Annotated in this window: 21 protein-coding genes; 10 read left to right on the top strand and 11 right to left on the bottom strand. The window is 38.4% G+C overall.

The features are described from left to right. Window position 1: 1 nt before the first annotated feature. Entirely contained in the window at window positions 2-1,000 is a 999-nt protein-coding gene (locus DKG77_RS14615) for an AAA family ATPase (protein ID WP_109664537.1), read from the top strand. Window positions 1,001-1,013: 13 nt separating this feature from the next. Beyond that, complete coding sequence (locus tag DKG77_RS14610) at window positions 1,014-2,348, top strand: DUF58 domain-containing protein (RefSeq protein ID WP_243414941.1); 1,335 nt, start codon at window positions 1,014-1,016, stop codon at window positions 2,346-2,348. On the opposite strand, the gene DKG77_RS17085 is transcribed toward DKG77_RS14610, so the two are convergent. From DKG77_RS17085 to mnmA, 3 genes are read right to left on the bottom strand one after another with little or no spacing between them, the layout of a single operon-like run. Further along, window positions 2,341-2,835, bottom strand: a complete 495-nt coding sequence (locus DKG77_RS17085; protein ID WP_207785469.1) for a YfiM family lipoprotein — start codon at window positions 2,833-2,835, stop codon at window positions 2,341-2,343. The genes DKG77_RS14610 and DKG77_RS17085 overlap by 8 nt on opposite strands. Before the next feature lie 32 nt (window positions 2,836-2,867). Further along, entirely contained in the window at window positions 2,868-3,812 is a 945-nt protein-coding gene (locus DKG77_RS14600) for an NAD(P)H-dependent flavin oxidoreductase (protein WP_109664531.1), read from the bottom strand. 2 nt (window positions 3,813-3,814) lie between these two features. Beyond that, on the bottom strand, window positions 3,815-5,005 hold the full coding sequence (gene mnmA, locus DKG77_RS14595) for a tRNA 2-thiouridine(34) synthase MnmA (protein WP_109664528.1): 1,191 nt from the start codon (window positions 5,003-5,005) through the stop codon (window positions 3,815-3,817). A gap of 257 nt (window positions 5,006-5,262) precedes the next feature. On the opposite strand from mnmA, the gene DKG77_RS17285 reads away from it, so the two are divergent. Both DKG77_RS17285 and DKG77_RS14585 read left to right on the top strand, forming a co-directional pair. Next, a complete protein-coding gene (locus tag DKG77_RS17285; RefSeq protein ID WP_109664526.1) occupies window positions 5,263-5,484 on the top strand; it encodes a fasciclin domain-containing protein in 222 nt (73 codons plus the stop codon). A gap of 349 nt (window positions 5,485-5,833) precedes the next feature. Then, a complete protein-coding gene (locus DKG77_RS14585) occupies window positions 5,834-7,711 on the top strand; it encodes a fasciclin domain-containing protein (protein ID WP_109664524.1) in 1,878 nt (625 codons plus the stop codon). Window positions 7,712-7,988: 277 nt separating this feature from the next. Here DKG77_RS14585 and yidC read toward each other — a convergent pair whose 3' ends face one another. The 3 genes from yidC to DKG77_RS14570 form a co-directional block, all read right to left on the bottom strand. Then, entirely contained in the window at window positions 7,989-9,857 is a 1,869-nt protein-coding gene (gene yidC, locus DKG77_RS14580; RefSeq protein WP_109664521.1) for a membrane protein insertase YidC, read from the bottom strand. Window positions 9,858-9,924: 67 nt separating this feature from the next. Beyond that, entirely contained in the window at window positions 9,925-11,559 is a 1,635-nt protein-coding gene (locus DKG77_RS14575; protein WP_109664518.1) for a CTP synthase, read from the bottom strand. Window positions 11,560-11,613: 54 nt separating this feature from the next. Continuing rightward, entirely contained in the window at window positions 11,614-11,850 is a 237-nt protein-coding gene (locus DKG77_RS14570; RefSeq protein WP_109664516.1) for a DUF3820 family protein, read from the bottom strand. Window positions 11,851-11,894: 44 nt separating this feature from the next. On the opposite strand from DKG77_RS14570, the gene DKG77_RS14565 reads away from it, so the two are divergent. Continuing rightward, window positions 11,895-12,758 carry a hydroxypyruvate isomerase family protein gene (locus tag DKG77_RS14565; protein ID WP_109664513.1) on the top strand — a complete coding sequence of 288 codons (864 nt, stop codon included), beginning with the start codon at window positions 11,895-11,897 and terminating at the stop codon, window positions 12,756-12,758. A gap of 31 nt (window positions 12,759-12,789) precedes the next feature. On the opposite strand, the gene DKG77_RS14560 is transcribed toward DKG77_RS14565, so the two are convergent. Further along, complete coding sequence (locus DKG77_RS14560) at window positions 12,790-13,164, bottom strand: winged helix-turn-helix transcriptional regulator (protein WP_109664511.1); 375 nt, start codon at window positions 13,162-13,164, stop codon at window positions 12,790-12,792. 88 nt (window positions 13,165-13,252) lie between these two features. On the opposite strand from DKG77_RS14560, the gene DKG77_RS14555 reads away from it, so the two are divergent. From DKG77_RS14555 to DKG77_RS14545, 3 genes are read left to right on the top strand one after another with little or no spacing between them, the layout of a single operon-like run. Further along, complete coding sequence (locus DKG77_RS14555) at window positions 13,253-13,492, top strand: YgjV family protein (RefSeq protein ID WP_109664508.1); 240 nt, start codon at window positions 13,253-13,255, stop codon at window positions 13,490-13,492. Next, entirely contained in the window at window positions 13,476-14,000 is a 525-nt protein-coding gene (locus DKG77_RS14550) for a GNAT family N-acetyltransferase (protein WP_109664505.1), read from the top strand. Before DKG77_RS14555 ends, DKG77_RS14550 begins: the two co-directional genes overlap by 17 nt. A 47-nt stretch (window positions 14,001-14,047) precedes the next feature. Then, window positions 14,048-14,515, top strand: coding sequence for a RidA family protein (locus DKG77_RS14545; RefSeq protein ID WP_207785468.1), 468 nt, complete (start codon window positions 14,048-14,050; stop codon window positions 14,513-14,515). 66 nt (window positions 14,516-14,581) lie between these two features. On the opposite strand, the gene DKG77_RS14540 is transcribed toward DKG77_RS14545, so the two are convergent. Genes DKG77_RS14540 through guaA form a run of 4 tightly spaced genes read right to left on the bottom strand, consistent with a single transcriptional unit; the run spans window position 14,582 to window position 19,164 of the window. After that, the gene (locus DKG77_RS14540) at window positions 14,582-15,118 is read right to left on the bottom strand and encodes a DUF922 domain-containing protein (RefSeq protein WP_109664500.1); all 537 of its coding nucleotides are present in this window, start codon (window positions 15,116-15,118) and stop codon (window positions 14,582-14,584) included. Further along, entirely contained in the window at window positions 15,106-15,510 is a 405-nt protein-coding gene (locus DKG77_RS14535) for an OsmC family protein (RefSeq protein WP_109664497.1), read from the bottom strand. Before DKG77_RS14535 ends, DKG77_RS14540 begins: the two co-directional genes overlap by 13 nt. Next, window positions 15,500-17,635 (bottom strand): LysM peptidoglycan-binding domain-containing protein, encoded by a 2,136-nt coding sequence (locus DKG77_RS14530; protein WP_109665014.1) that lies wholly within the window; start codon window positions 17,633-17,635, stop codon window positions 15,500-15,502. The genes DKG77_RS14535 and DKG77_RS14530 overlap by 11 nt, the downstream gene beginning before the upstream one ends. Then, window positions 17,632-19,164: a glutamine-hydrolyzing GMP synthase gene (guaA, locus tag DKG77_RS14525; RefSeq protein WP_109664494.1), complete on the bottom strand. Its 1,533-nt coding sequence runs from the start codon at window positions 19,162-19,164 to the stop codon at window positions 17,632-17,634. The genes DKG77_RS14530 and guaA overlap by 4 nt, the downstream gene beginning before the upstream one ends. A 212-nt stretch (window positions 19,165-19,376) precedes the next feature. Between guaA and pgmB the strand changes: the two genes are divergently transcribed. After that, the gene (pgmB, locus tag DKG77_RS14520) at window positions 19,377-20,036 is read left to right on the top strand and encodes a beta-phosphoglucomutase (RefSeq protein ID WP_109664491.1); all 660 of its coding nucleotides are present in this window, start codon (window positions 19,377-19,379) and stop codon (window positions 20,034-20,036) included. Window positions 20,037-20,048: 12 nt separating this feature from the next. Then, the gene (locus DKG77_RS14515; RefSeq protein WP_109664487.1) at window positions 20,049-22,082 is read left to right on the top strand and encodes a glycosyl hydrolase family 95 catalytic domain-containing protein; all 2,034 of its coding nucleotides are present in this window, start codon (window positions 20,049-20,051) and stop codon (window positions 22,080-22,082) included. Window positions 22,083-22,099 lie beyond the last annotated feature (17 nt).

The following is a 22,099-nucleotide window of genomic DNA, read 5'->3' as shown; positions in this document are numbered from 1 at the left end:
CATGGAAGAAAAAGAACAACAAGAAGATTCACTACAGTTTAACTCTAGAGTAGATTTAACCAAACTACAGGAAGCTGTTTCCCAAGTAAAATCCGAATTGGGAAAAGTGATTATTGGCCAACAAAACATGATTGAACTGCTCATCATTTCAATACTTTCCAATGGGCACTCGCTTATTGAAGGTGTTCCCGGTGTGGCTAAAACGGTAACGGCAAAACTGTTGGCAAAAACGATGAACGTTGATTTTAGCCGTATTCAGTTTACACCAGATCTAATGCCTAGTGATATTTTGGGAACCTCCATTTTTAATGTGAAAACATCTGAGTTTGAATTTAAAAAAGGACCGTTGTTCTCCAATATCATTCTGATAGATGAAATTAATCGAGCACCAGCCAAAACACAGGCCGCACTATTTGAAGCCATGGCAGAAAGGCAAATCACCATAGACGGAACAGAATACAATATGGAACCACCTTTTCTAGTGTTTGCTACACAAAACCCTGTTGAACAAGAAGGTACATATAGACTTCCAGAGGCTCAATTGGACCGTTTTCTTTTTAAAATCAATGTTGAGTACCCAACGCTAGAAGAAGAAGTAGAAATTCTTGAACGAAAACATGAACAGAAAAATACCCAGGTAGAACAATTGATAACTTCAGTATTGTCTGCCAAACAAATTGCAGAATACCAAAATACCATAAAGGAAATAATAGTCGAAAACAATCTATTGAAATATATAGCGGCCATAGTGGACAATACAAGAACCAATTCCAACCTTTATCTTGGAGCATCACCAAGGGCTTCAATCGCCATTATGGATGCTTCAAAAGCACTAGCTGCCATAAATGGACGTGATTTTATTACCCCAGACGATATTAAAAGAGTGGCGCACCCTATTTTAGGACATAGAATTATTTTAACCCCAGAAAGAGAAATGGAAGGTCTAACAGCAGAACATGTTGTAAAACAAATAATAGAAGGGATAGAAATTCCACGATAAATAATAACGATACTTGAAAAGACTGTTCAAACATATTTATTTACAAAAACGCTTTTTTATAGCGGTAACCATCATTGTTTTTGGTTTTTTACTCTCATACATGGCAGAAGATATGTTTGGGGCAATAAAGGTTTTGTTTTATGTTTTTACACTGCTGTTCATTGTAGACCTGTTATTGCTGTTTGCTTCTAAAGGCAAGTTGGTAGGCCAGCGAATATTGCCGGATAAACTTTCTAACGGAGATGATAATTTAATTCAGTTAGAGGTTACAAATACATATCTTTTTCAAGTACATGCCAAAATAATTGATGAGATACCATTCCAATTTCAAAAAAGGGATTTTGGCTTGACCAGTAAAATAGAAAGTGGCGGAAGCAAGAATTACAACTACATGCTTAGACCCACCGAACGAGGCATCTATTCTTTTGGCAGCCTAAATCTATTTGCCATCTCTCCCATTGGTTTTCTCGCAAAAAAATATGAGTTCAACATAGACCAGCAAGTGCCTGTATACCCCTCCTTTTTGCAGCTACAAAAATATGACCTAATTGCCTTCACGAATCGTTTGCATGAATATGGTCTAAAAAAAATCAGACGTATAGGACATACGATGGAGTTTGAACAGATTAAGGAATATGTGCAAGGGGATGATATTAGAAACATTAATTGGAAAGCAACCGCTAAGAGAAATCAGTTAATGGTCAATCAATATCAAGATGAAAAGTCGCAACCAATATATTCAGTTATAGATAAGGGAAGAGTAATGAAAATGCCCTTCAATGAGCTAAGTCTTTTGGATTATGCCATTAATGCCACATTGGTAATTAGCAATATTGCATTAAAAAAACAGGACAAGGCCGGTATGTTTTCATTAAGCGATAAAATTGAGAACCGTGTTGTAGCTGAGCGAAGGAGTTCGCAAATGAGTTTGATTTTGGAAACACTCTATAATTTAGAGACAAACTTTGTAGAAACAGATTTCAGTAGATTATATATTGATGTCAAAAGAAATCTAAACCAAAGAAGTCTATTGCTGCTCTACACAAATTTTGAAACTCTGGATGCACTTCATAGACAATTACCTTACCTGCAGGCCATTGCCAAACAACACTTATTGGTGGTCATATTTTTTGAAAATACCGAACTGAATACATTTGCCAGTAAAAAAGCAGATACGGTACGTCAAATTTTTGAACAAACCATTGCCGAAAAATTCATTTACGAGAAAAAGTTAATTGTAAATGAGCTTAGAAAATATGGAATCCAGACCATTTTAACCAAACCAGAGAATTTGACCATCAATACCATAAATAAATACCTAGAAATAAAAGCCAGAGGCCTTATTTAAAACTTATTATTGGGTGCCTGTCCTTTAAAAACATTGAAGAAAACCCAAAAGAGGTCAAGCTGGGTAACTTGCTCCCTTCAACCAATAGATTTTTATCCTCCTTGTTTACCTGAAAGTAATTTTCTTCTAAATGATCTGCGGTAAAACTTCCCCTTAATCTTTTATTTCGTTTTTTTGAAAAAATCTCAATAGCAACTCCAACCGTTATCCCTCCTAAAATAGTTGCAACTAAATCATCATTATCCCAACCATTTTCCCGTTGCCCGGCATCCACGGTTTCTTTGGCCAGACCAATTAATGTGCTTCCCGCAACTGCACCTACAAATGTCCAAACCCTATTTCCGTCAGAGGCCTGTTTGGCAATACCAGCTCCAGCCAGACCAAAAAGATTACCTCCTAAAAAATGCAGTGCCTTATCTCGCTCTACTTGACTATGGAGTTGTGATGCCAGTACAAATAAAACTAATGTGTGGATTAGTGTTCTCATGTGCGCTGTAAATGTAAAGAAAGTTGATTGTTTTAAAAATTTATCACAGCTTCTTTGGCTTTGTTGAATTCTGCTACCAAATTGTTCATGATCTCAACTACAGGCTTAATTTCATGAATTAGACCAGAAACTTGTCCAATCTCAAGTTCACCTTCAACAAGATCCCCCTCAAACATTCCTCGCTTTGCCCTTGCCCTGCCCAACAATGCCTTCAAATCTTCTGCTGAAGCACCTTGTGCATATGCTTTTTGAATATCTTCATAAAACTTGTTTTTGAGTAAACGGACCGGAGCTAACTCTTTTAAGGTCAAATGGGTATCTCCTTCTCGGGCGGCCACTATTTCCTTCTTAAATAAATCGTGTGAAGAACCTTCTTCGCTTGCGGCAAAACGGCTACCTAACTGAACGCCATCTGCCCCCAGAACCATGGCGGCAAGCATTGCTTGGCCCGTAGCAATTCCCCCCGCCGCGATCAAGGGAATATTTATTTTTTCCTTTACCGATGGAATCAAGACCATTGTGGTTGTTTCATCCCTTCCATTATGCCCTCCAGCTTCAAATCCTTCTGCTACAATAGCATCAACACCAGCATCTTGCGCTTTTAGAGCAAATTTTACACTGCTTACCACATGTACCACCGTAATTCCATGTTTTTTTAGAAAAGCCGTCCATGTTTTTGGGTTTCCTGCAGAAGTAAAGACAATTTTTACACCACTGCTAACAATGATTTGCATCAACTCTTCAATATTGGGGTATAACATAGGAATGTTTATCCCAAAAGGCTTGTCGGTAGCTTTTTTACATTTATCAATATGTTCTTTTAACACATCAGGGTACATGCTTCCAGCTCCAAGCAAACCAAGGCCACCCGCATTGGAAACCGCAGATGCCAAACGCCAGCCACTTGCCCAAATCATTCCTCCTTGAACAATGGGGTATTTAATTCCGAAAAGTTGTGTGATTCTATTGCGACTCATATTCATGAAATGACTCCTGAGCCAATAAGTTCTTCCCCAATATACCAAGCCACAAACTGACCTTCTGTAATAGCGGATTGCTTTTCTTTGAAATCCACATAGAGACCGCTATCCGTTTTGTACAACGTAGCTTGCTGTAAAGGTTGCCTATATCGGATTCTTGCCATCACTTCCATGGTCTCATCAACATTTAAAGCCAAATCTTCCCTTACCCAATGCAGTTCATTATCGTTTACAAAAAGCGTATGGCGCAATAAACCCGGGTGGGATTTGCCTTGACCTGTATAAATTATATTTTTCTCAACATCAGTATCAATTACAAACAAAGGCTCTTTGGTTCCACCAACATTTAATCCCTTACGTTGCCCAATGGTAAAATAATGTGCTCCTTGATGCTCCCCTACTACTCTTCCATCAGTTTCTGAATACTCTGGTTTTTCGGCATAAAATGCCAATTCTGCACCCTTATTTTCAAATTTTGGTGTATCACCAGTAAAAAGAGCGGCAGTGTTTGGTACCTCTACGATAACGCCTTTTTTGGGTTTCAATTTTTGCTGTAAAAAATCTGGCAAATGTACTTTTCCAATAAAACACAATCCCTGTGAGTCCTTTTTATCAGCCGTGATCAAATCGTTTTCTGCGGCAATTTTCCTTACTTCAGGTTTGGTAAGTTCCCCTATGGGAAACAAGGTTTTAGAAAGCTGTACCTGGGACAACTGACATAAAAAATAGGATTGGTCCTTGTTACCATCTACTCCGGCCAAGAGCTGGTAAGTTTCTGTACCGTCCTCATTAAAAATTGTACCTTTTCTGCAATAGTGACCCGTGGCTACATAATCTGCTCCTAACTGCAATGCTATTTTCATGAACACATCAAACTTTATTTCACGATTGCACAGCACATCCGGGTTTGGTGTTCTTCCTTTTTCATACTCATTGAACATATAGTCCACAATGCGTTCTTTGTACTCAACACTTAAATCCACCGTCTGAAAAGGAATTCCGAGTTTTTCCGCCACGATCAGCGCATCATTACTATCTTCTACCCAAGGGCATTCTTCAGAAATAATCACAGAATCATCATGCCAATTCTTCATAAAAAGACCGATTACCTCATAACCTTGTTCTTTTAAAAGATAGGCCGTAACGCTTGAATCCACACCCCCAGAAAGTCCAACAACAACTTTTTTCATTTCTACTTCATATAACTGTGCAAAAGTACAAAATGACCACCATTAAATCCTAAAGCTGTCCTATTAGGAATTGTGAGGTATCTGGTGGACAAAACTTAGAACAGAAAACCAAATTGACGAAAATGATGCCAATCCCGAGGAAGAAGATGAAATTGTAAACACTGATTATCATTCAAATACACAGAACAGCATACCCACTATTATTGAGCTGGGCTAATCGGCAGACGTTCTAAGTGCTTTGAATGTTGCCGATATAGGTGGATACACTATCTGCCAAAGGACTGTTAACCATATTCGGCCCAACCAATGAGGCCTTCTTAGAATTATTTGATCAACTAGATAGCTTCCATTCTTTAGCGGATTTTAATACGGAAGAAGAAATACGGTTGTCGGGAAAAATTCTAACATATCATTTCATAGATGGTTATAAAATAACCTCCTCAAACCTATCAAATATTAGCAAATTGATTATTTTTTAAGGAGAAAAGTTAAACATAAATATCACTGATGATATTTATGTTCTAGATAAAGCGAGAAAACCTTCTAAAGTCACTTCTACAGATAAGGAAATATTGGAAAGCATAATTCATACTATAGATAAAGTACTATTCTCACAAGGATTTTTAGAGCATATTTAGTTTTTAGTTTATAAAATAGAACTTGAAAATCCAGTTCACAGGGCATCATGAATCAGGTTTTTTTGATGTTATCGTTCAGTTTTAGATTGAATTTGTTAAACTTTTTATAAAAAAGGTTAAACAGAAAGCAACTTATTTTGTTTAATGACATCTTTACAACATTAAACAACATAAAATCTAATAAAATCTCATGAAAGCACTAATTAAATTATCCCAATTCACATTATTAATGTTCGCCTTGATCTTAACATCCTGTTCGGATGATGACGATGGTACAATCGTGGTTGTACCCTCTAGTAACATTGTAGAAGCTGCAGTAGCCACTGCTGATTTAAGCAGCTTGGTAAGTGCATTACAAAAAGCTGATGAAAGCGCCGACAACGATTTAGTTAGTGCTTTAAGTGGTGAAGGCCCTTTCACGGTCTTTGCACCTACCAATGCTGCATTCGCAGATTTGTTTGCACAATTGGATGGTTTTGATTCTTTGGATGATTTCAACACCCAAGAACTTCAAAACCTACTGGCCACTATATTAACATACCATGTTATTCCTGGCGCAGCCGCACTTTCTTCAGATTTGAGTGACGGTCAAAATTTAACCACATTGCAAGGTGGGTCTCTAGTAATTTCTACACAAGGTGGAGTATTCATTGGAGATGCAACCAATGCTGACGCAGAGGTTACCAAAGCTAACGTTGAGACTACCAATGGTGTTGTGCATATAATTAACAAAGTATTACTGCCTCAGCCTATTTTAGACCAACTAGCTGATATTATTCTGGTTCCTATTACTGATTTGGCTATCGGCAATGAAAACCTTCAAAGTTTGGTTGCTGCCTTAACTGCAGCCAACGGAGACTTACCTACCGTATTGAGAGGAGATGGTCCTTTCACGGTATTAGCACCTTCAGATGATGCTTTTACAGCTTTCTTGAATGGAGCCGAACTAGGCGATATCCCTGTTGATGTTTTAACCAATGTTTTACTGAATCATGTTATTAGTGGAGAACTAATGGCTGCAGATTTAATTGCATTAGGCTCTGGATATGCCAATACGCTTGCAACAGGTGCAGGTGATGAAAACATTAGTATTTTCTTTGATACTGCTGATGGCGTTGTGTTCAATGCAGCTTCAACTGTTGAAACTCCAAATGTAAAGGCATTAAATGGAGTGGTACATATTGTAGATGCAGTTATAGATATACCTAATATCGTTGACCACGCATTGGCCAACCCAGCTCTTACTTCTCTAGTAGGTGCACTTACCAGTGGCGGCAATACAACATTTACAGACCTATTGTCTAATGAAGAAGAGGTATTTACCGTGTTTGCTCCTGTAAATGCTGCCTTTGATGCGTTTACAAATCCAAATTCCAACGACATCAATGATATTCTTTCAAACCATGTGGTAGTTGGAGCAGCAGCTTTTTCATCAGGATTAACAAACTCCTATGTAAATACTGCGGCTGAATATGCTACTGACGAAAACTTAAGTCTTTATATCAACACAGATGATGGGGTAACTTTGAATGGTGTCAGTAATGTAGCCATTGCAGATATCGTAGCTTCAAACGGTGTTGTTCATGCTGTAGATGCTGTAATCGATTTGCCTACAGTGGTAACTTTTGCGGCAGCTGACCCTAATTTTTCTACACTTGTAGAGGCTCTTACAACATTAACTCCTAGTGTTGATTTTGTGGATGTTCTTTCCGCACAAGATGGAAACGGTAGTGACCCTTTCACTGTGTTCGCACCAACAAATGAAGCATTTGCTGCCTTGGCGGCAATCCCTGCGGAGGCTGATTTAATTCCAATTCTTCAACACCATGTAATTGGAGGAGCTAATGTTCGTTCAGGAGATTTAACCCCTGATGGTGATACGGTAACACCTGCCACTTTAGAAGGAGATACCTTCACTATTACACTTCCTGGTACCGATGGTAACATTGCCAATGTAACAGATGGTGCTGGCAATACTGGCATAGGCATTGACGCGGTAGACGTTCAGGCCGTAAATGGCGTCATCCATGTATTAGATACTGTATTGCTACCAGACACTACAAATTAAATATCAATAAAATTTCAAAAATGTAGGTTAAATACTACTAAAAACTCCCTTGATTGAAATCAAGGGAGTTTCTTTTTTATATAGGTGTTTACCGTTCGTCGATGACACATCAAAAGGGGTCTCTTTACCATACAAAAACACCCCTTTTGACAACTATTAATTTTTTAGACAAGTATTATGTCACATCTTTGAAGTCCCAAATCTTTCCAAACTATACCTAATCAGTGGTGAAAGCTCCCCCAAATTCTGGGGGAGTTTTTATTTTGTGGAAATATATTTAGCGCTTTCCTGTTTTCTTTTGTGCTTCTGCTTGCTCCATCATCTCACGCATCTTTTTCTGGAACTTGTTTTCCTTTTTAGGCTTCTTCTTGTTCTCTTGAATTTGCGCATGGATTTTATCTTCATTCAAAATGTACTTTTTAATGGCCAACATAATGAAGATGGTAATCAAGTTAGAAATGAAATAATACAAACTCAACCCACTGGCGTAATTGTTAAAGAAAAACAACATCATTACAGGAGATAGGTACATGATAAACTTCATGTTCGGCATGCCCGGCTGCTGCTGCATCTGCATACTCTGACCTGTAGTCATGGTCATATAGAAAAAGATGGCAACCGATGCTAAAATTGGAAAAAGACTTACATGATCTCCATAAAATGGGATAGCAAACGGTAAATTAAAAATAGTATCATAAGATGATAGGTCTTCTGCCCATAAAAATGATTTTTGTCTTAAAGCAAATGACGTAGGGAAAAACATGAACAACGAATAGAAAATGGGAAGTTGAAGCAGTGCAGGAATACAACCACTCATAGGACTTACCCCAGCCTTGTTATACAGCTTCATGGTCTCCTGTTGCTTTTTCATCGCATTGTCCTTCAATCTTTCATTGATTTCTGTAATCTCAGGCTTCAGCACCTTCATCTTGGCTTGAGACAGGTAGGATTTGTAGGTTACTGGAGATAACGCCAAACGCACAATAATCGTCATGATAACAATAGCTATTCCAAAAGGAAGAAAAGAACTTAAGAAGCTGTAAAAGGGAGTAAACACATACCTGTTTATCCATCCAAAAATTCCCCATCCAAAAGGAATGGACTCTACCAAGCCCAAGTCTTCATAATCCTCCAACACCTTTACATCTGTAGGCCCATAATACCAATGCATATTTTGAGAAAGCTCCCCACCTTGCAATTCTAAAACAGTTTTTGTCGTGTATGCTTTTGTAAAAAGTGTTTCTTTGCTTTCTTCCTCCACTAAATTTGTAGAACTCAGTTCTGCACTCTTAAAGTGGGTATCCGTTGCTAAAATAGAACTGAAAAAATGCTGACGATATGATAACCATTTTACATCCGTTTCTGTTTCCTCATCCAAATCACTACTCTCAGAAAGTTTGCTAATTTTACCTTCGTCATGATTATAGGTCAAACGTGTATATCGGTTTTCGTACAGAACACTTTTGTCATGCCTAATACCTTTAAGATTCCACTCTAAATCAATAGGGCGGGTGGAATTGATAACACCGTTCAACCCTTGAGATCTAATGGTAAAATCCACCAAATAATCATTTGGTTTCATCTCATAGCGATACTCTAAAAATTGATTTTGGGAAATTTTGGCTTTCATTGAAAGCACTTGGTTATCCCCGTTCTCTGAAAATGAAGGTTCAAAAAACAAATCTAAAGTATTCAACACTCTATTATCAGCGGTGGAAAAGTTAATACCGAAAGAGGCATTCCCATCCCTGACCAAGTATATTGGAACAGAATCGTGGTCAACAAAATTCTTCATTCTGGCCTCTATAATTTGGCCTCCTTTATTATCCACCTCTAAATAAAGTACTTTATTCTCTAATTTTGTGGTACCCTCTGAGGCAGTGGTAAAGCCAAAAGCCCCTACTGAACTTTTGTAACTTGCCACTGCTGTGGAATCTTGCAAATTAATTTGGGCGGGTTCATTATCGACCACCGTTTCTTTGATAGCCTCTGTCTCTTTTGCTGCGGCTTCAACTTTTTCCTGCTCTGCTTTTTGGGCCTCTAATTCTTCTGGGGTGGGTTGATTTTGGTAAAACATATAAATGAGTATCCCAAAAATCAATACAAAACCAATAATGGATTTGACGTCCAGTTTCTTTTCTTCCATGAAAGTTATTTAGTGAAAATCTTAATCTCAGGTTTTCAGGTGGCAAATATATGTCCAAAACTGGAGTTTATGCCAAACTGGCACTAGTTTGTTGTTCTTTTTGTGCCAAAACCGCTTTAACAAAACCTACAAACAAAGGATGTGGGTTTGCAACCGTACTCTTATATTCCGGATGATATTGAACACCAATAAACCATGGGTGCGAAGGAATTTCAATTACTTCAACCAACCCAGTTTTTGGATTTAGGCCTGTCGCCAACAACCCAGCTTCTTCCATTTGAGATTTATACTCGTTGTTATACTCAAAACGATGTCTATGGCGCTCCTCAATGTCTGTTTTGCCGTATGCTTCGTACACTAAACTATCTTCTGTTAGTTTGCAATCCCATGCGCCCAAACGCATTGTGCCACCCATATCCGTCACCAATTTTTGTTCCTCCATTAAACTAATTACCGGCTCAGGTGTATTTTCATCCATTTCAGTAGAATTGGCATTTTTAAGCCCTAAGACATTCCTCGCAAACTCGATTACCGCCATTTGCATTCCCAAACATATTCCCAAAAATGGAACATTGTTTTCTCTTGCATATCTTACTGCCAATATTTTTCCCTCTATGCCTCTTTCTCCAAATCCAGGGGCTACCAAAATACCATCCAATCCCGCTAATTTTTCATCTATGTCGGATGCTGTAATATGTTCGGAATGTATAGATCGCACCTCTACTTTTACCTCATTTGCCGCACCAGCGTGAATAAAAGATTCTAAAATGGATTTATAGGAGTCTTGAAGCTCAACATATTTACCTATAAGACCAATTGTTACCTTGTTCTTAGGATTTTTATGCTTTTTCAAAAACTGTTCCCATTGTTCAAGATTCGGTTCTGTTTCTTGTGAAAGAGCCAATTTTTCGAGTGCCACTTTATCTAATCCCTCCTCCTGCATCATTATTGGAACATCATAAATGGTAGATGCATCTATGGATTGGATAACAGCTTCTTTCTTTACATTACAAAAGAGCGCCAGTTTTTTCTTAATATCATCAGATATCTCATGCTCGGTCCTACAAACAAGGATATCCGCTTTTATTCCACTCTCCATCAAAGTTTTTACAGAGTGTTGTGTGGGTTTTGTTTTTAATTCGCCAGCTGCAGAAAGAAATGGTACCAAAGTAAGATGGATTACCATTCCATTATTATCTCCCAATTCCCATAAAAGTTGTCTTACCGCCTCTATATATGGCAAAGACTCTATGTCACCTACAGTACCTCCAATTTCGGTAATAACAATGTCATAATCACCACTGTTCCCTAAAATCTGAATGCGTTCTTTTATCTCATTGGTGATATGTGGAACAACCTGTACAGTTTTGCCCAAAAACTCGCCTCTACGTTCCTTTTCAATAACACTTTGGTATATTCTACCCGTAGTTACATTATTTGCCTGGGAAGTACGAACATTTAAAAAGCGCTCGTAATGTCCCAAATCCAAATCAGTTTCAGCACCATCATCAGTTACGTAGCATTCTCCATGCTCATAAGGATTTAATGTGCCCGGATCAACATTGATGTAAGGATCTAGCTTTTGGATGGTAGTTCGGTAGCCTCTAGCTTGCAATAACTTGGCTAAAGATGCAGCGATAATTCCTTTACCTAAGGAAGAAGTAACGCCACCCGTAACGAAAATGTACTTGGTCTGTGACATATTGGGAACTCTATTACGGGGCGTAAAGTTACAAATTGCCATCGGAAAACATGATTATTCCCTAGGAAATTCTTTTTGAATTTTTCTAATCATGGGCTCCAGTCCATTATCCTTAACATCCAACATGGTAATCAAGTGCTCTCCCAATTTTCCTTTTGGAAATCCTTTTTGTCTGAACCATACCAAATAAGCCAAAGGCAAATCCACCAGATAACTGCCCTTGTACTTACCAAAAGGCATTTTGTAATGAGCAAGTTCCAGCAACTTTCCTTTGTTAGGTTGTATTTCCATTTGTATCTCTAAAATACTATCTTTCTAGGTATAAACACCAAATCATGAAAAGAAGAAATTTCATAGCCGCTGCTGCTGCGGGATCTGCGGGCATTGTAACCACTTCCTCCATAGCACAAACTCAAAAAAAAAACAAGGATTTTGAGTTGAAAAACAACATTAACCATAGTGTTTGCCAATGGTGTTTTAATCATTTGCCTTTAGAGGAATTTCTTCAAACACTAAATAGTTTGGGCATAAAAGCCATTGATCTAATTGGCCCCGAAGACTGGCCATTGTTGAAAAAGTACGGCATTCATTGTTCTATGTGCAATGGTGCGGAAATTAGCTTGACAGAAGGATGGAACGACCCAAAATATCATGAAGAACTTATAAAGAATTACACAGAGATTATTCCGAAGGTGGCAGAAGCGGGATATACAAACCTCATCTGTTTTAGTGGTAATCGCAGGGGAATTAACGATTATGTAGGGCTACAAAATTGTGTGGATGGACTTTCCAAGATTATGCCTTTAGCAGAAAAGCATGGTGTCGTAGTTCAAATGGAATTGTTCAATCAGGTTAACCACCCAGATTATATGTGCGATAGTTCTATTTGGGGTGTAGAACTATGCAAACATTTGGGCAGTAACAACTTTAAATTGCTTTTTGATATTTACCATATGCAAATACAAGAGGGTGATATTATTCGAAGCATTCAAAACTACCACCCCTATTTTGGGCACTATCATACTGCCGGTGTACCAGGGCGTCATGAAATAGATGAAACCCAAGAATTGTACTATCCTGCAATTATGAAGGCAATTTTAGACACTGGATTTGGTGGCTACGTTGCCCAAGAATTCATTGTTACCTGGGAAGACAAAATCGGGGCTTTAAAAGATGCTTTTTTACGCTGTGATGTTTAAAAAGCTTTTCTTTTTAAGTAGGTGTAACAGATTATACTTTCTCGATTAGCGTACCTTTTTCGGAACCAAGCTCTTTGCCCCAGTCATTGATATTATCTATCACATGGATAAGACTTTTACCAAACTCCGTGAGTGAGTATTCCACTCGTATAGGCGGTTTAAGGCCGTAGGCTTTTCGTTCAACAAGTCCATTTTCGGTCAATGCAGTTAACTGGATACTTAGGCCTTTTTCCGTAATGTCGGGAATCAGTGCCTTGAGTTCTGAAAATCGTTGCGTTCCGTTCTTCAAATACCATAGGACCACGCACTTCCACTTTCCACCTATAAAGTTCATTGTAACGTCTATTCCGCAGTGATAGGTTTTATCACCTAACAGATAAACTTTTTCTTTGCCATTTTTCAACATGATTATATTCTTAACCTGTCAACTTTGACAGTTATTGCCTAGTAAAAATAGACCATATAGATTTGATGTGTAAAACATACAACAATTCATGAATCCATTTATTTCAGATATCATTGGCTACCTAGCTTTGGTCATGAACTTGTATTCCATGTCTTCGAAAGGTGAATACAAACTCAGGGTCGTATCCAGTATTGCCAATGCAATATATGTTCTATATGGTTTTTTAATTGAAGCAATTCCGATAATATTGGGATGCTCAATTGCAGTTTGCCTTCATTTATATCGTTTAAAATCTCTGAATACAACTTCCAATGACCATAGAAAATAGCGTTTCAAAAGATATTGACGAAATATTTAGACTATACCTGATCGCCACAGATTTTCAGCGTTCCAAAGGTTTGGTTACCTGGCCTGAATTTGATAGGAAAATGGTTTCAGATGAAATCGATCAGGACCGACAATGGAAAATACTGGTAAACGGTAAAATTGCGTGTGTTTGGGCTTCCGCTTTTGAGGATCCCATTATCTGGGGCGAAAAAAATGGCCAACCTTCATTGTATCTCCACCGAATTGCAACCAACCCAGAGTTCAGAGGCATGCACATGGTCAAAAGGATTTTAGAATGGGCTTCAATCCATGCTCAATTACATGGTAAAAGTTTTATCAGAATGGATACTGTAGGTGAAAACAAAAAACTAATTGCTTACTACCAAAGTTGTGGTTTCAACTTTCTAGGGTTGAAACAATTGAAAAACACAGAAAGTCTACCAGCCCATTACCACAATGCCGTTGTATCTTTATTTGAAATTGAATTACCCGCTCCAACCAATTTCTAGATTCTGTCATTTACTCAAATAGAATAATGCATTAACTTTAATTATATATGAAACGAATGAACCTGCTTGCTGCCTTGGATGACTTGCAACTGGAACTACCTCAAAGTGCAACGCCTGGCGGAAACTATGTATCCGTGAACATCCGAGGAAATATTGCTTTCGTCGCAATACAATTTCCCATTATGAATGGGGAATACCTATATAGGGGTAGGTTGGGCGAAGAAATAACCACAAATGAAGGATACAAGGCCATGGAAATCTGTGCTTTAAATGTACTTGCACAAATACACAGCAAAATGGAACTTGATTCCATAGTTGGGCTCAATCACATAGACGGTTATTTTCAATCTGGAGTTGATTGGGATGATTCCCCATTAGTTGTGGACGGAGCATCTGATCTATTTGTAAAGGTTTTAGGAGAAAAAGGCCAGCATTCCAGAGCAATATTAGGTATAGATAAATTACCTAGAAATTTTAGTGTTGGTTTAACGGCCTCATTCACTTTAAAAAAATGATTCTGAGGAATTCCCTTCTTGAGTTTACCTTGAATCTATGAGATATTTGAAACCAATTAAGATACCCTAGAATTCACTTTCTTGTAAGGCCTCCTTAATTTTCTTGTTCCATTCCAATTGCTTTTCGGCATTTCTGGAAAAACTGGTTTCCCAATCGTAAAAATCCTGGAAATCTTCCAATTCCTTTAAAATTTCCTTATAGATTTTTCGTATCTCGGCCTTTACGTTATCAGAAAAGGAAGTGCGCCTTAATTTATCCCGCATCTTACGGGCAAAGAGTTCAGAAATATCAAAATGGAGCTGCTCATGACTTAGGATAAGGTCATCGCAGATTTCTGGTTTGTACCAAGATTCATTAGGATAGAAAAAAGCACTTACCTCAAAATCCAAATCCACTTCATGATGAATCAAATTTGCAGAGTATTTATAACTTATTCCACTAGCGGTAGTAGCTGCAGGAACAGCCGCGGGGGGGACCTTTCCTCTAAAATCTGACCACGTGAGTCGTTTACCTGAATTCCATAAAACACCTTCTTCAATTTCCTGGGCACATCCTAAGAAACAAAAAAACAAAAGACATCCTATAGAAATTACTTTATCCAATGAAATTCAATTATCTTTTCAATATCTGGGTGCAAGCTATAATGTACGGGACATGTATTTGCAGTATTCTTCAAAATTTTTCTGTGCTTTTCAGAAACATTTTCAGGGAGTTCCATTTTCACTTCAATCTTAGAAATTCGTCTAGGATTTGCAGCCATATGTTTGGTTATTTCAGCAGTGGAACCTGATAAATCTACTTCCAAGTCCCTAGCCTTAATGCCCATCATTGTAAGCATGCAACTTCCCAAACCGGTCGCTACCGTATCTGTTGGCGAGAAGGCCTGTCCCAATCCGTTGTTATCAATTGGGGCATCTGTAATAAACTCGTTGTTAGACCTTAGATGCAAACATGTGGTCCGTAATTCTCCCGTATAGGTAACTTTAGAGGTCATTTAATTTTATTTCTTTAATTCGTAAACTATCGTACTCCATTAAATAACAGGCCGTATTATAATACCCAGAAGACCAATTATTCAAATAATTAAAACTGTTTCCGGTATATTCTGTAAGTCCGATAATTTTGGAGGTTTCAAAAAGATTGTTTTTATGGGCAAGTTTTAATAAAACATCAAAAGTCACATCAAAACCACGCACTGCATAACGATCAGGTTTTAAACCTTTATATCGCTTTCTATATGCTTTGGTAAAGGCATCAGTTGCCGCTTCTCTATAAAAAGAAGGATATGTGAATCTTAAATTTGAAAGGTGGGTGCTGGATACTGCATCGCTTTCAAAAGCATTATTAAAATTTGTCGTGAACATCCTTACTGGAGCCTCTTCTGAAATAGCTGAATTTAGAATAGAACTCACACTGGAAACCATGTTGGGCTGATCCGTTTCTACAAATACCCAGTTCTCCTTGGTTTCTGAAAGCATAATCAAAAATTCATCTAAGTGCAATGACTTATTATCAATGATTTTTGCGATTTGGGCTGTAGGAAACTTGGATATAATAGAATCATATGCCACTTGATGGGTAGAGTCTGCAATAATAACCACATTTTGATCTGTGTAAGTTTTTTCCATATAGGAAAGCATTTTTTGTCTAAGAACATCATCTGTTGGCACCGAAAAATATACATTGCCATGACTCAATTGACTATTGGAGCCTATTGGCGAAATTACTGGGATGTTTTTGGAAGCGGCTTGCACAGCTACCTCATTCAAAGCGCTTGAAGATACAGGGCCAATAATGGCATTTACTCCCAACAGATTTTCCCTAAACAAAATTTCTTTGACCTTGGCCTGGCTCAACTCCGTATCAAAAGTCTTTACATCGACTGAGACGCCCATTTTTTTAATGGAATCCAAAGCGACCATGGCCCCAGAGTAAAACCCGACACTTAAATTAATATCCCTTCTGGTCTCTATTTGACTTATAGTCTTTTTTCTATCATTGAAATTAACCCGGTCCAACCTAAAAGGCAGCATAAAGACCAACTTTGGCCTGTTTTGAACATTAATGCTATCTATAAGATTGATCTTATCAAGAATCAAGGCGTTTTTTACCTCAAGACCATTGGCATTGGCCCTTGGAAGCTTTAAAACCATCCCGGCTTTAAGACCATTTTCCAAATCTGGGTTCAATTGAAATAATTCGTCCCTTGTGATCTTTAAGTTTTGGGTAAGTCTAAAGATGTTTTGCTTGGGTTTTACTTCATAAAAAATGAAATTTTCTGTGTTAACTTCACCAGAGGTATCCTTTTTCTTGGGAAGACGTAAAACCATGCCCTCCTTAAGGCCACCAAGTTTCATGATTTCAGGATTCAGTTTTACTATGGAATCCGATGGAATGCCATACTCTTTTCCTAAACTATATAACGTTTGTTTTGGAGGCACCGTAAAAGAGGTAAATAAATCTACTTGTTGGTTCTCAAGGCTATCACCTTTGGGTCTTGGTAAGTTAAGTTCTTGCCCCACCGCTAAATAGTCAGAGTTTTTACTTAAATCAGGGTTTAAAGCAACCAAGCTATCAACCGTAATTCCGTATTTATGGGCAATACTCCACCTTGTTTCTTTAGGTTGTACCGTATATGTCTCAAAATCCAGTGCCCGTTCATCTTCGGGTGTAGGTTCTGGGAATTTTGGTATTTGCAATACCATTCCTTTTTTTAGAGGTTCTGAATATAACTGTCTATTGTAACGTTTTAGTTGTTCCTCCGTAATCTCGTAGCGTTGAGTAAGACCAAATAAGGTTTCTCTTTTCCTAACCCTATGCCTAGAAAAACTCAGGGGCTTTTCCTGTTCCTGAACTTTTTCTTCTTCAGGCTTTTCTTCTGGTTCTATTACAGACCCATCCAAAGGAATAATCAAAATGGTATTTGCTTTTACATCCGAAGCAGTTTTGATTTCCTTATTGGATTGCAAGATGGTAAAAGGAGTAACACGGTATTTTTGAGAGATGCTTTGCAATGTCTCTCCTTCTTTAACCGCATGGGTTGTATACTTTTGTGCCGAAACCTGAATTGAAGTCAACAAAAAGACAACAATACTAAGTCTTAAAATATGTTTTTTCATTCCCATTCTATAGTTGCAGGTGGCTTTGAACTAATGTCATACACTACTCTATTAACGCCTTTGACCTTATTTATTATATCATTGGATGTCTTTTGTAGGAATTCATAAGGAAGATTGACCCAATCTGCCGTCATACCATCGGTACTTTCCACAGCTCTTAAAGCTACACATTTTTCATATGTACGTTCATCCCCCATTACTCCTACACTATTTACGGGCAAAAGCATAGCTCCAGCCTGCCAAACCTTATCATATAATCCCCATTTCTTCAATCCATCAATAAAAATAGCATCCACTTCTTGTAAGATAGACACCTTTTCTGCTGTAATGTCACCTAAAATACGAATTCCCAAACCCGGCCCGGGAAAAGGATGGCGACCAAGTATTGCTGGATCCATATTTAAATTTTTTCCAACCCTGCGTACTTCATCCTTGAACAACAACTGCAAAGGCTCCACAACTTTTAACTTCATGTAATCTGGCAGTCCACCAACATTATGGTGGCTTTTAATGACTGCTGAAGGTCCACCGCTCGCCGAAACTGATTCTATACGGTCCGGGTAAATAGTTCCTTGAGCCAACCATTTTGCATTTTCCACTTGATGTGCCTCATCATCAAAAACCTCAATAAACACGCGACCTATAATCTTTCTTTTTGTTTCAGGATCCGATTCCCCTTTCAAGGCATCCAAAAAACGTGCCGAAGCATCAACGCCCTTTACATTTAAACCCATGTCCTTATATTGATCAAGAACGCTATCAAACTCATTTTTACGTAACAATCCATTGTTCACAAAAATGCAATGCAAATGACTTCCAATAGCCTTATGCAACAACATGGCGGCAACACTGGAATCCACTCCGCCAGAAAGACCAAGGATCACCTTATCATCTCCAATTTTTTCTTTGAGTTCTTCTATTGTTGTTTCCACAAAGGCATCTGGGGTCCAATCTTGTTGTAAACCTGCAATGTTAACAAGAAAGTTTTCCAATATCTTTTTCCCATCTTTTGTATGATATACCTCGGGGTGAAATTGAATACCGAATGTTTTTTCTCCTTCTATTCTAAAAGCAGCATTTTCCACATCGTGAGTACTGGCCAACCGTACCGCACCATCTGGTAATTTCTTAATGGTATCGCTATGGCTCATCCATACTTGACTGCCATCATCTATTCCATCTAAAAAATCTTCGTTTTCTTTTGTATAGGACAAATTGGCTCTCCCATACTCTCTAGTGGCCGAAGGAGCCACGTTTCCTCCATTAAAATGCGCCAAATATTGAGCTCCGTAACAGATTGCCAATAGTGGTTTCTTTCCTTTAATTTCTGAGAGATCGGGATGCGGGACATTATCCCCTCTAACCGAGTGCGGAGATCCCGAAAGTATTATGGCCTTGTATATCGATAAATCTTCAGGAGGGTTGTTATATGGCTTAATGTCTGAGTAAATGTTAAGTTCCCTAACGCGTCTTGCGATCAATTGTGTGTACTGGGAACCAAAATCTAGGATAAGTACGTTGTTATGCATGGGCAAAAATAGCAATTTGCTTTAGTAGAAAAAGTATCTTTTCTTGGATATTTATAACAACTTTTCTAAGGATTTATCAACACCGCTCTACCACCCTAATTTTCTTGCCGGTATTGTTCCAAATATTACGCAAGAAGACTCGAATATAACGTTGAGTAGTTTTTTTCTTAACATTTTTCATCATTTCTTTGCTGTCGTAAACACATTGAACCATGATTAAAGGATTTATCTTCGATTTGGACGGAGTCATTACCGATACTGCAGAATCACATTACAAGGCTTGGAAAAAGTTGTCCGATGATATGGGCTGGGATTTTGATCATGAGGTCAACGACAAACTTAGAGGCATTTCGCGCATGGATTCCATCCAGGTCATTTTAGATCATAACAATACCTCTTTGGATGCAGAGACCTTGGCCAAGCTAGCGACTAAAAAAAATGATATTTATGTTGCAAGCCTTGAGACCATGACTCCAGATGATTACCTACCCGGGGCCAAAGAATTGTTGACCCATTTAAGAACGGAAGGGTTCAGTGTTGCTTTAGGAAGCGCTAGTAAAAATGCCATTAAAGTATTGGAACAGTTAAATGCTTCTGGATATTTTGACGTTATTGGCGATGGAAACAGTGTCTCAAAAAGCAAACCGGAACCAGATATTTTTCTGTACGGTGCCGAAAAGTTGAATCTACAACCGGAAGAATGTATTGTTTTTGAAGATGCAGAAAGTGGTATTGATGCTGCAAAAGCAGGAGGATTTCACAGCGTGGGTATAGGGCCAAAAGAGCGACTAGGTCATGCAGACCTTCGTTTTGACACTATGGCGGAAGCGACATTATTCGAAATAAAATCTTATTTTAAAGACTTGTTTTAAACGTCTTTAAAAATGAAAAATAATACCTCCACACTCCTTGCTCTTTTAATGGGCGTATTTGTTTTTGCCCAAGAAGATGGGTGGAGCATTTCCTCTAACAAAGTAGATAAATATACTGGTATAGTAGCTGCCAATGGTAGAATAGGAATTTTGCCTGAAGACAAACCTTTCCAAACCAAATCCATAATTCTAAACAATGTTTACGATAAGGAATCACCGCTTGGTGTAAGCCGTATCCTATTGGGAATGAACTTTGCCAATTTGGAGATGGAAATAGATGGGGAAAAAATCACGGAGCAAAATGTGTCTGAGTGGAAACAGGAACTAAACATGAAGACAGCCGGTTTTACGACTAGTTTTAACTTTAAGAATAAGGCCAAAGTCACCTACACCATTTATGCGTTGCGCAATGTGCAATACTCAGGTTATATTGATGTTCAAATTGAACCGTTCAAAAATATTGAAGTAAAGGCGACCGGGATTATTAGCACTCCTGATGAATACCATAGCCCAAACAGCACCTTTAGGATACTGCAAGATCTGGAGACTACCATGCCTATTCTGCAAACCGTTGCGGAAAGCAGGTTAGGCAGACATGTGGTGGGAACTTCGGCCACTTTTGTTTGGCATGCCATCAACTCCACAAGAGAGCATCAAAGACCGGAATTGACCCATGGGCAAGTTTCAGCATATGATAACCGATTATCATTTAAAAAAGAACTTAAAAAAGGCGAAGCTTACGAATTTGCATGGACCGGAGCAGTATGTTCCACACAAGATTTTGATGACCCACAAACCGAGTCTGAACGATTTGTGATTTTTAATTTATTAACCCCAAAGGCTGATTTATTAGATCAACACAAAAAGTTATGGAAGGAACTTTGGGAAGGAGATATTGTTATTGAAGGAAATCTTCAAGATCAATTAGATGTAAGGTTAGCACTATATCACCTTTATGCCTTCTCACGAGGTGATTCTGATTTGAGCATAGCACCAATGGGACTATCTTCTCAAAATTATAACGGCCATATTTTTTGGGATACGGAGTTGTGGATGTTTCCACCGCTTTTAATGCTAAACCAAGATATTGCCCGATCGTTGGTCAATTACCGCTCAGACCGATTGGGAAAAGCGAAAGAAAAGGCTATCAATTTTGGTTATAAAGGAGCTATGTTCCCTTGGGAAAGTGATGATACCGGTGAAGAAGCCACCCCTGCATGGGCATTGACCGGAACTTTTGAACACCATATCACCGCTGATGTTTCCATTGCTTTCTGGAATTATTACCGTGTTTCTCAAAATATGGATTGGTTAAAAGAAAAAGGATATCCATTAATGAAGGAAGTTGCGGATTATTGGGTAAGCCGTTCCATAAAAAATGAAGATGGAACCTACAGTATTAAGAATGTAGTGGGCGCCAACGAATTTGCCCCAAATGTAGATGACAATGCCTTTACCAATGGCTCGGCCATAACAGCATTGCAATATGCTACAGAAGCTGCAAAAATAGTTGGAGAAACTGCGGACTCACTGTGGAATAAGGTTGCTTCCAAAATCAGAATATTAAAATTTGAAGATGGAACAACTAAGGAGCATGCTACTTATGACGGGGAACGCATCAAACAGGCAGATGTCAATTTATTGACCTATCCTTTGGATGTGGTAAACGATGAGGAAACGGTGTTGAAAGATTTGAAATACTACGAACCCAAATTGGCGGAAGAAGGTCCTGCCATGGGTCAATCTGTGTTTGCGGTCATCTATGCGCGTTTGGGGAACACCAAAGAAGCCTATCGTTTGTTCCGAAGAAGTTTTGAACCAAATAAACGTCCACCCTTTGGAGCACTGGCTGAAGCGGCCACTAGTGACAATCCCTATTTCGCTACGGGTGCAGGAGGTATGCTTCAGGTGGTATTGTTTGGTTTTGGAGGTTTGAACATCACCAATGAAGGAATCATTCAGAAAAATCCCGTTCTCCCTAAAGAATGGAAATCGTTGACCCTAAAAGGAGTGGGACCAGATAAAGAAACGTTTAAAGTAGAATAATCCGTAAGGAGCTATTT

It is taken from the genome of Flagellimonas aquimarina (assembly GCF_003149745.1).
Taxonomy (GTDB): Bacteria; Bacteroidota; Bacteroidia; order Flavobacteriales; family Flavobacteriaceae; genus Flagellimonas; species Flagellimonas aquimarina.
Note: the sequence above shows the minus strand (reverse complement) of the source record. Positions and strands in the feature narration are given on the sequence as shown.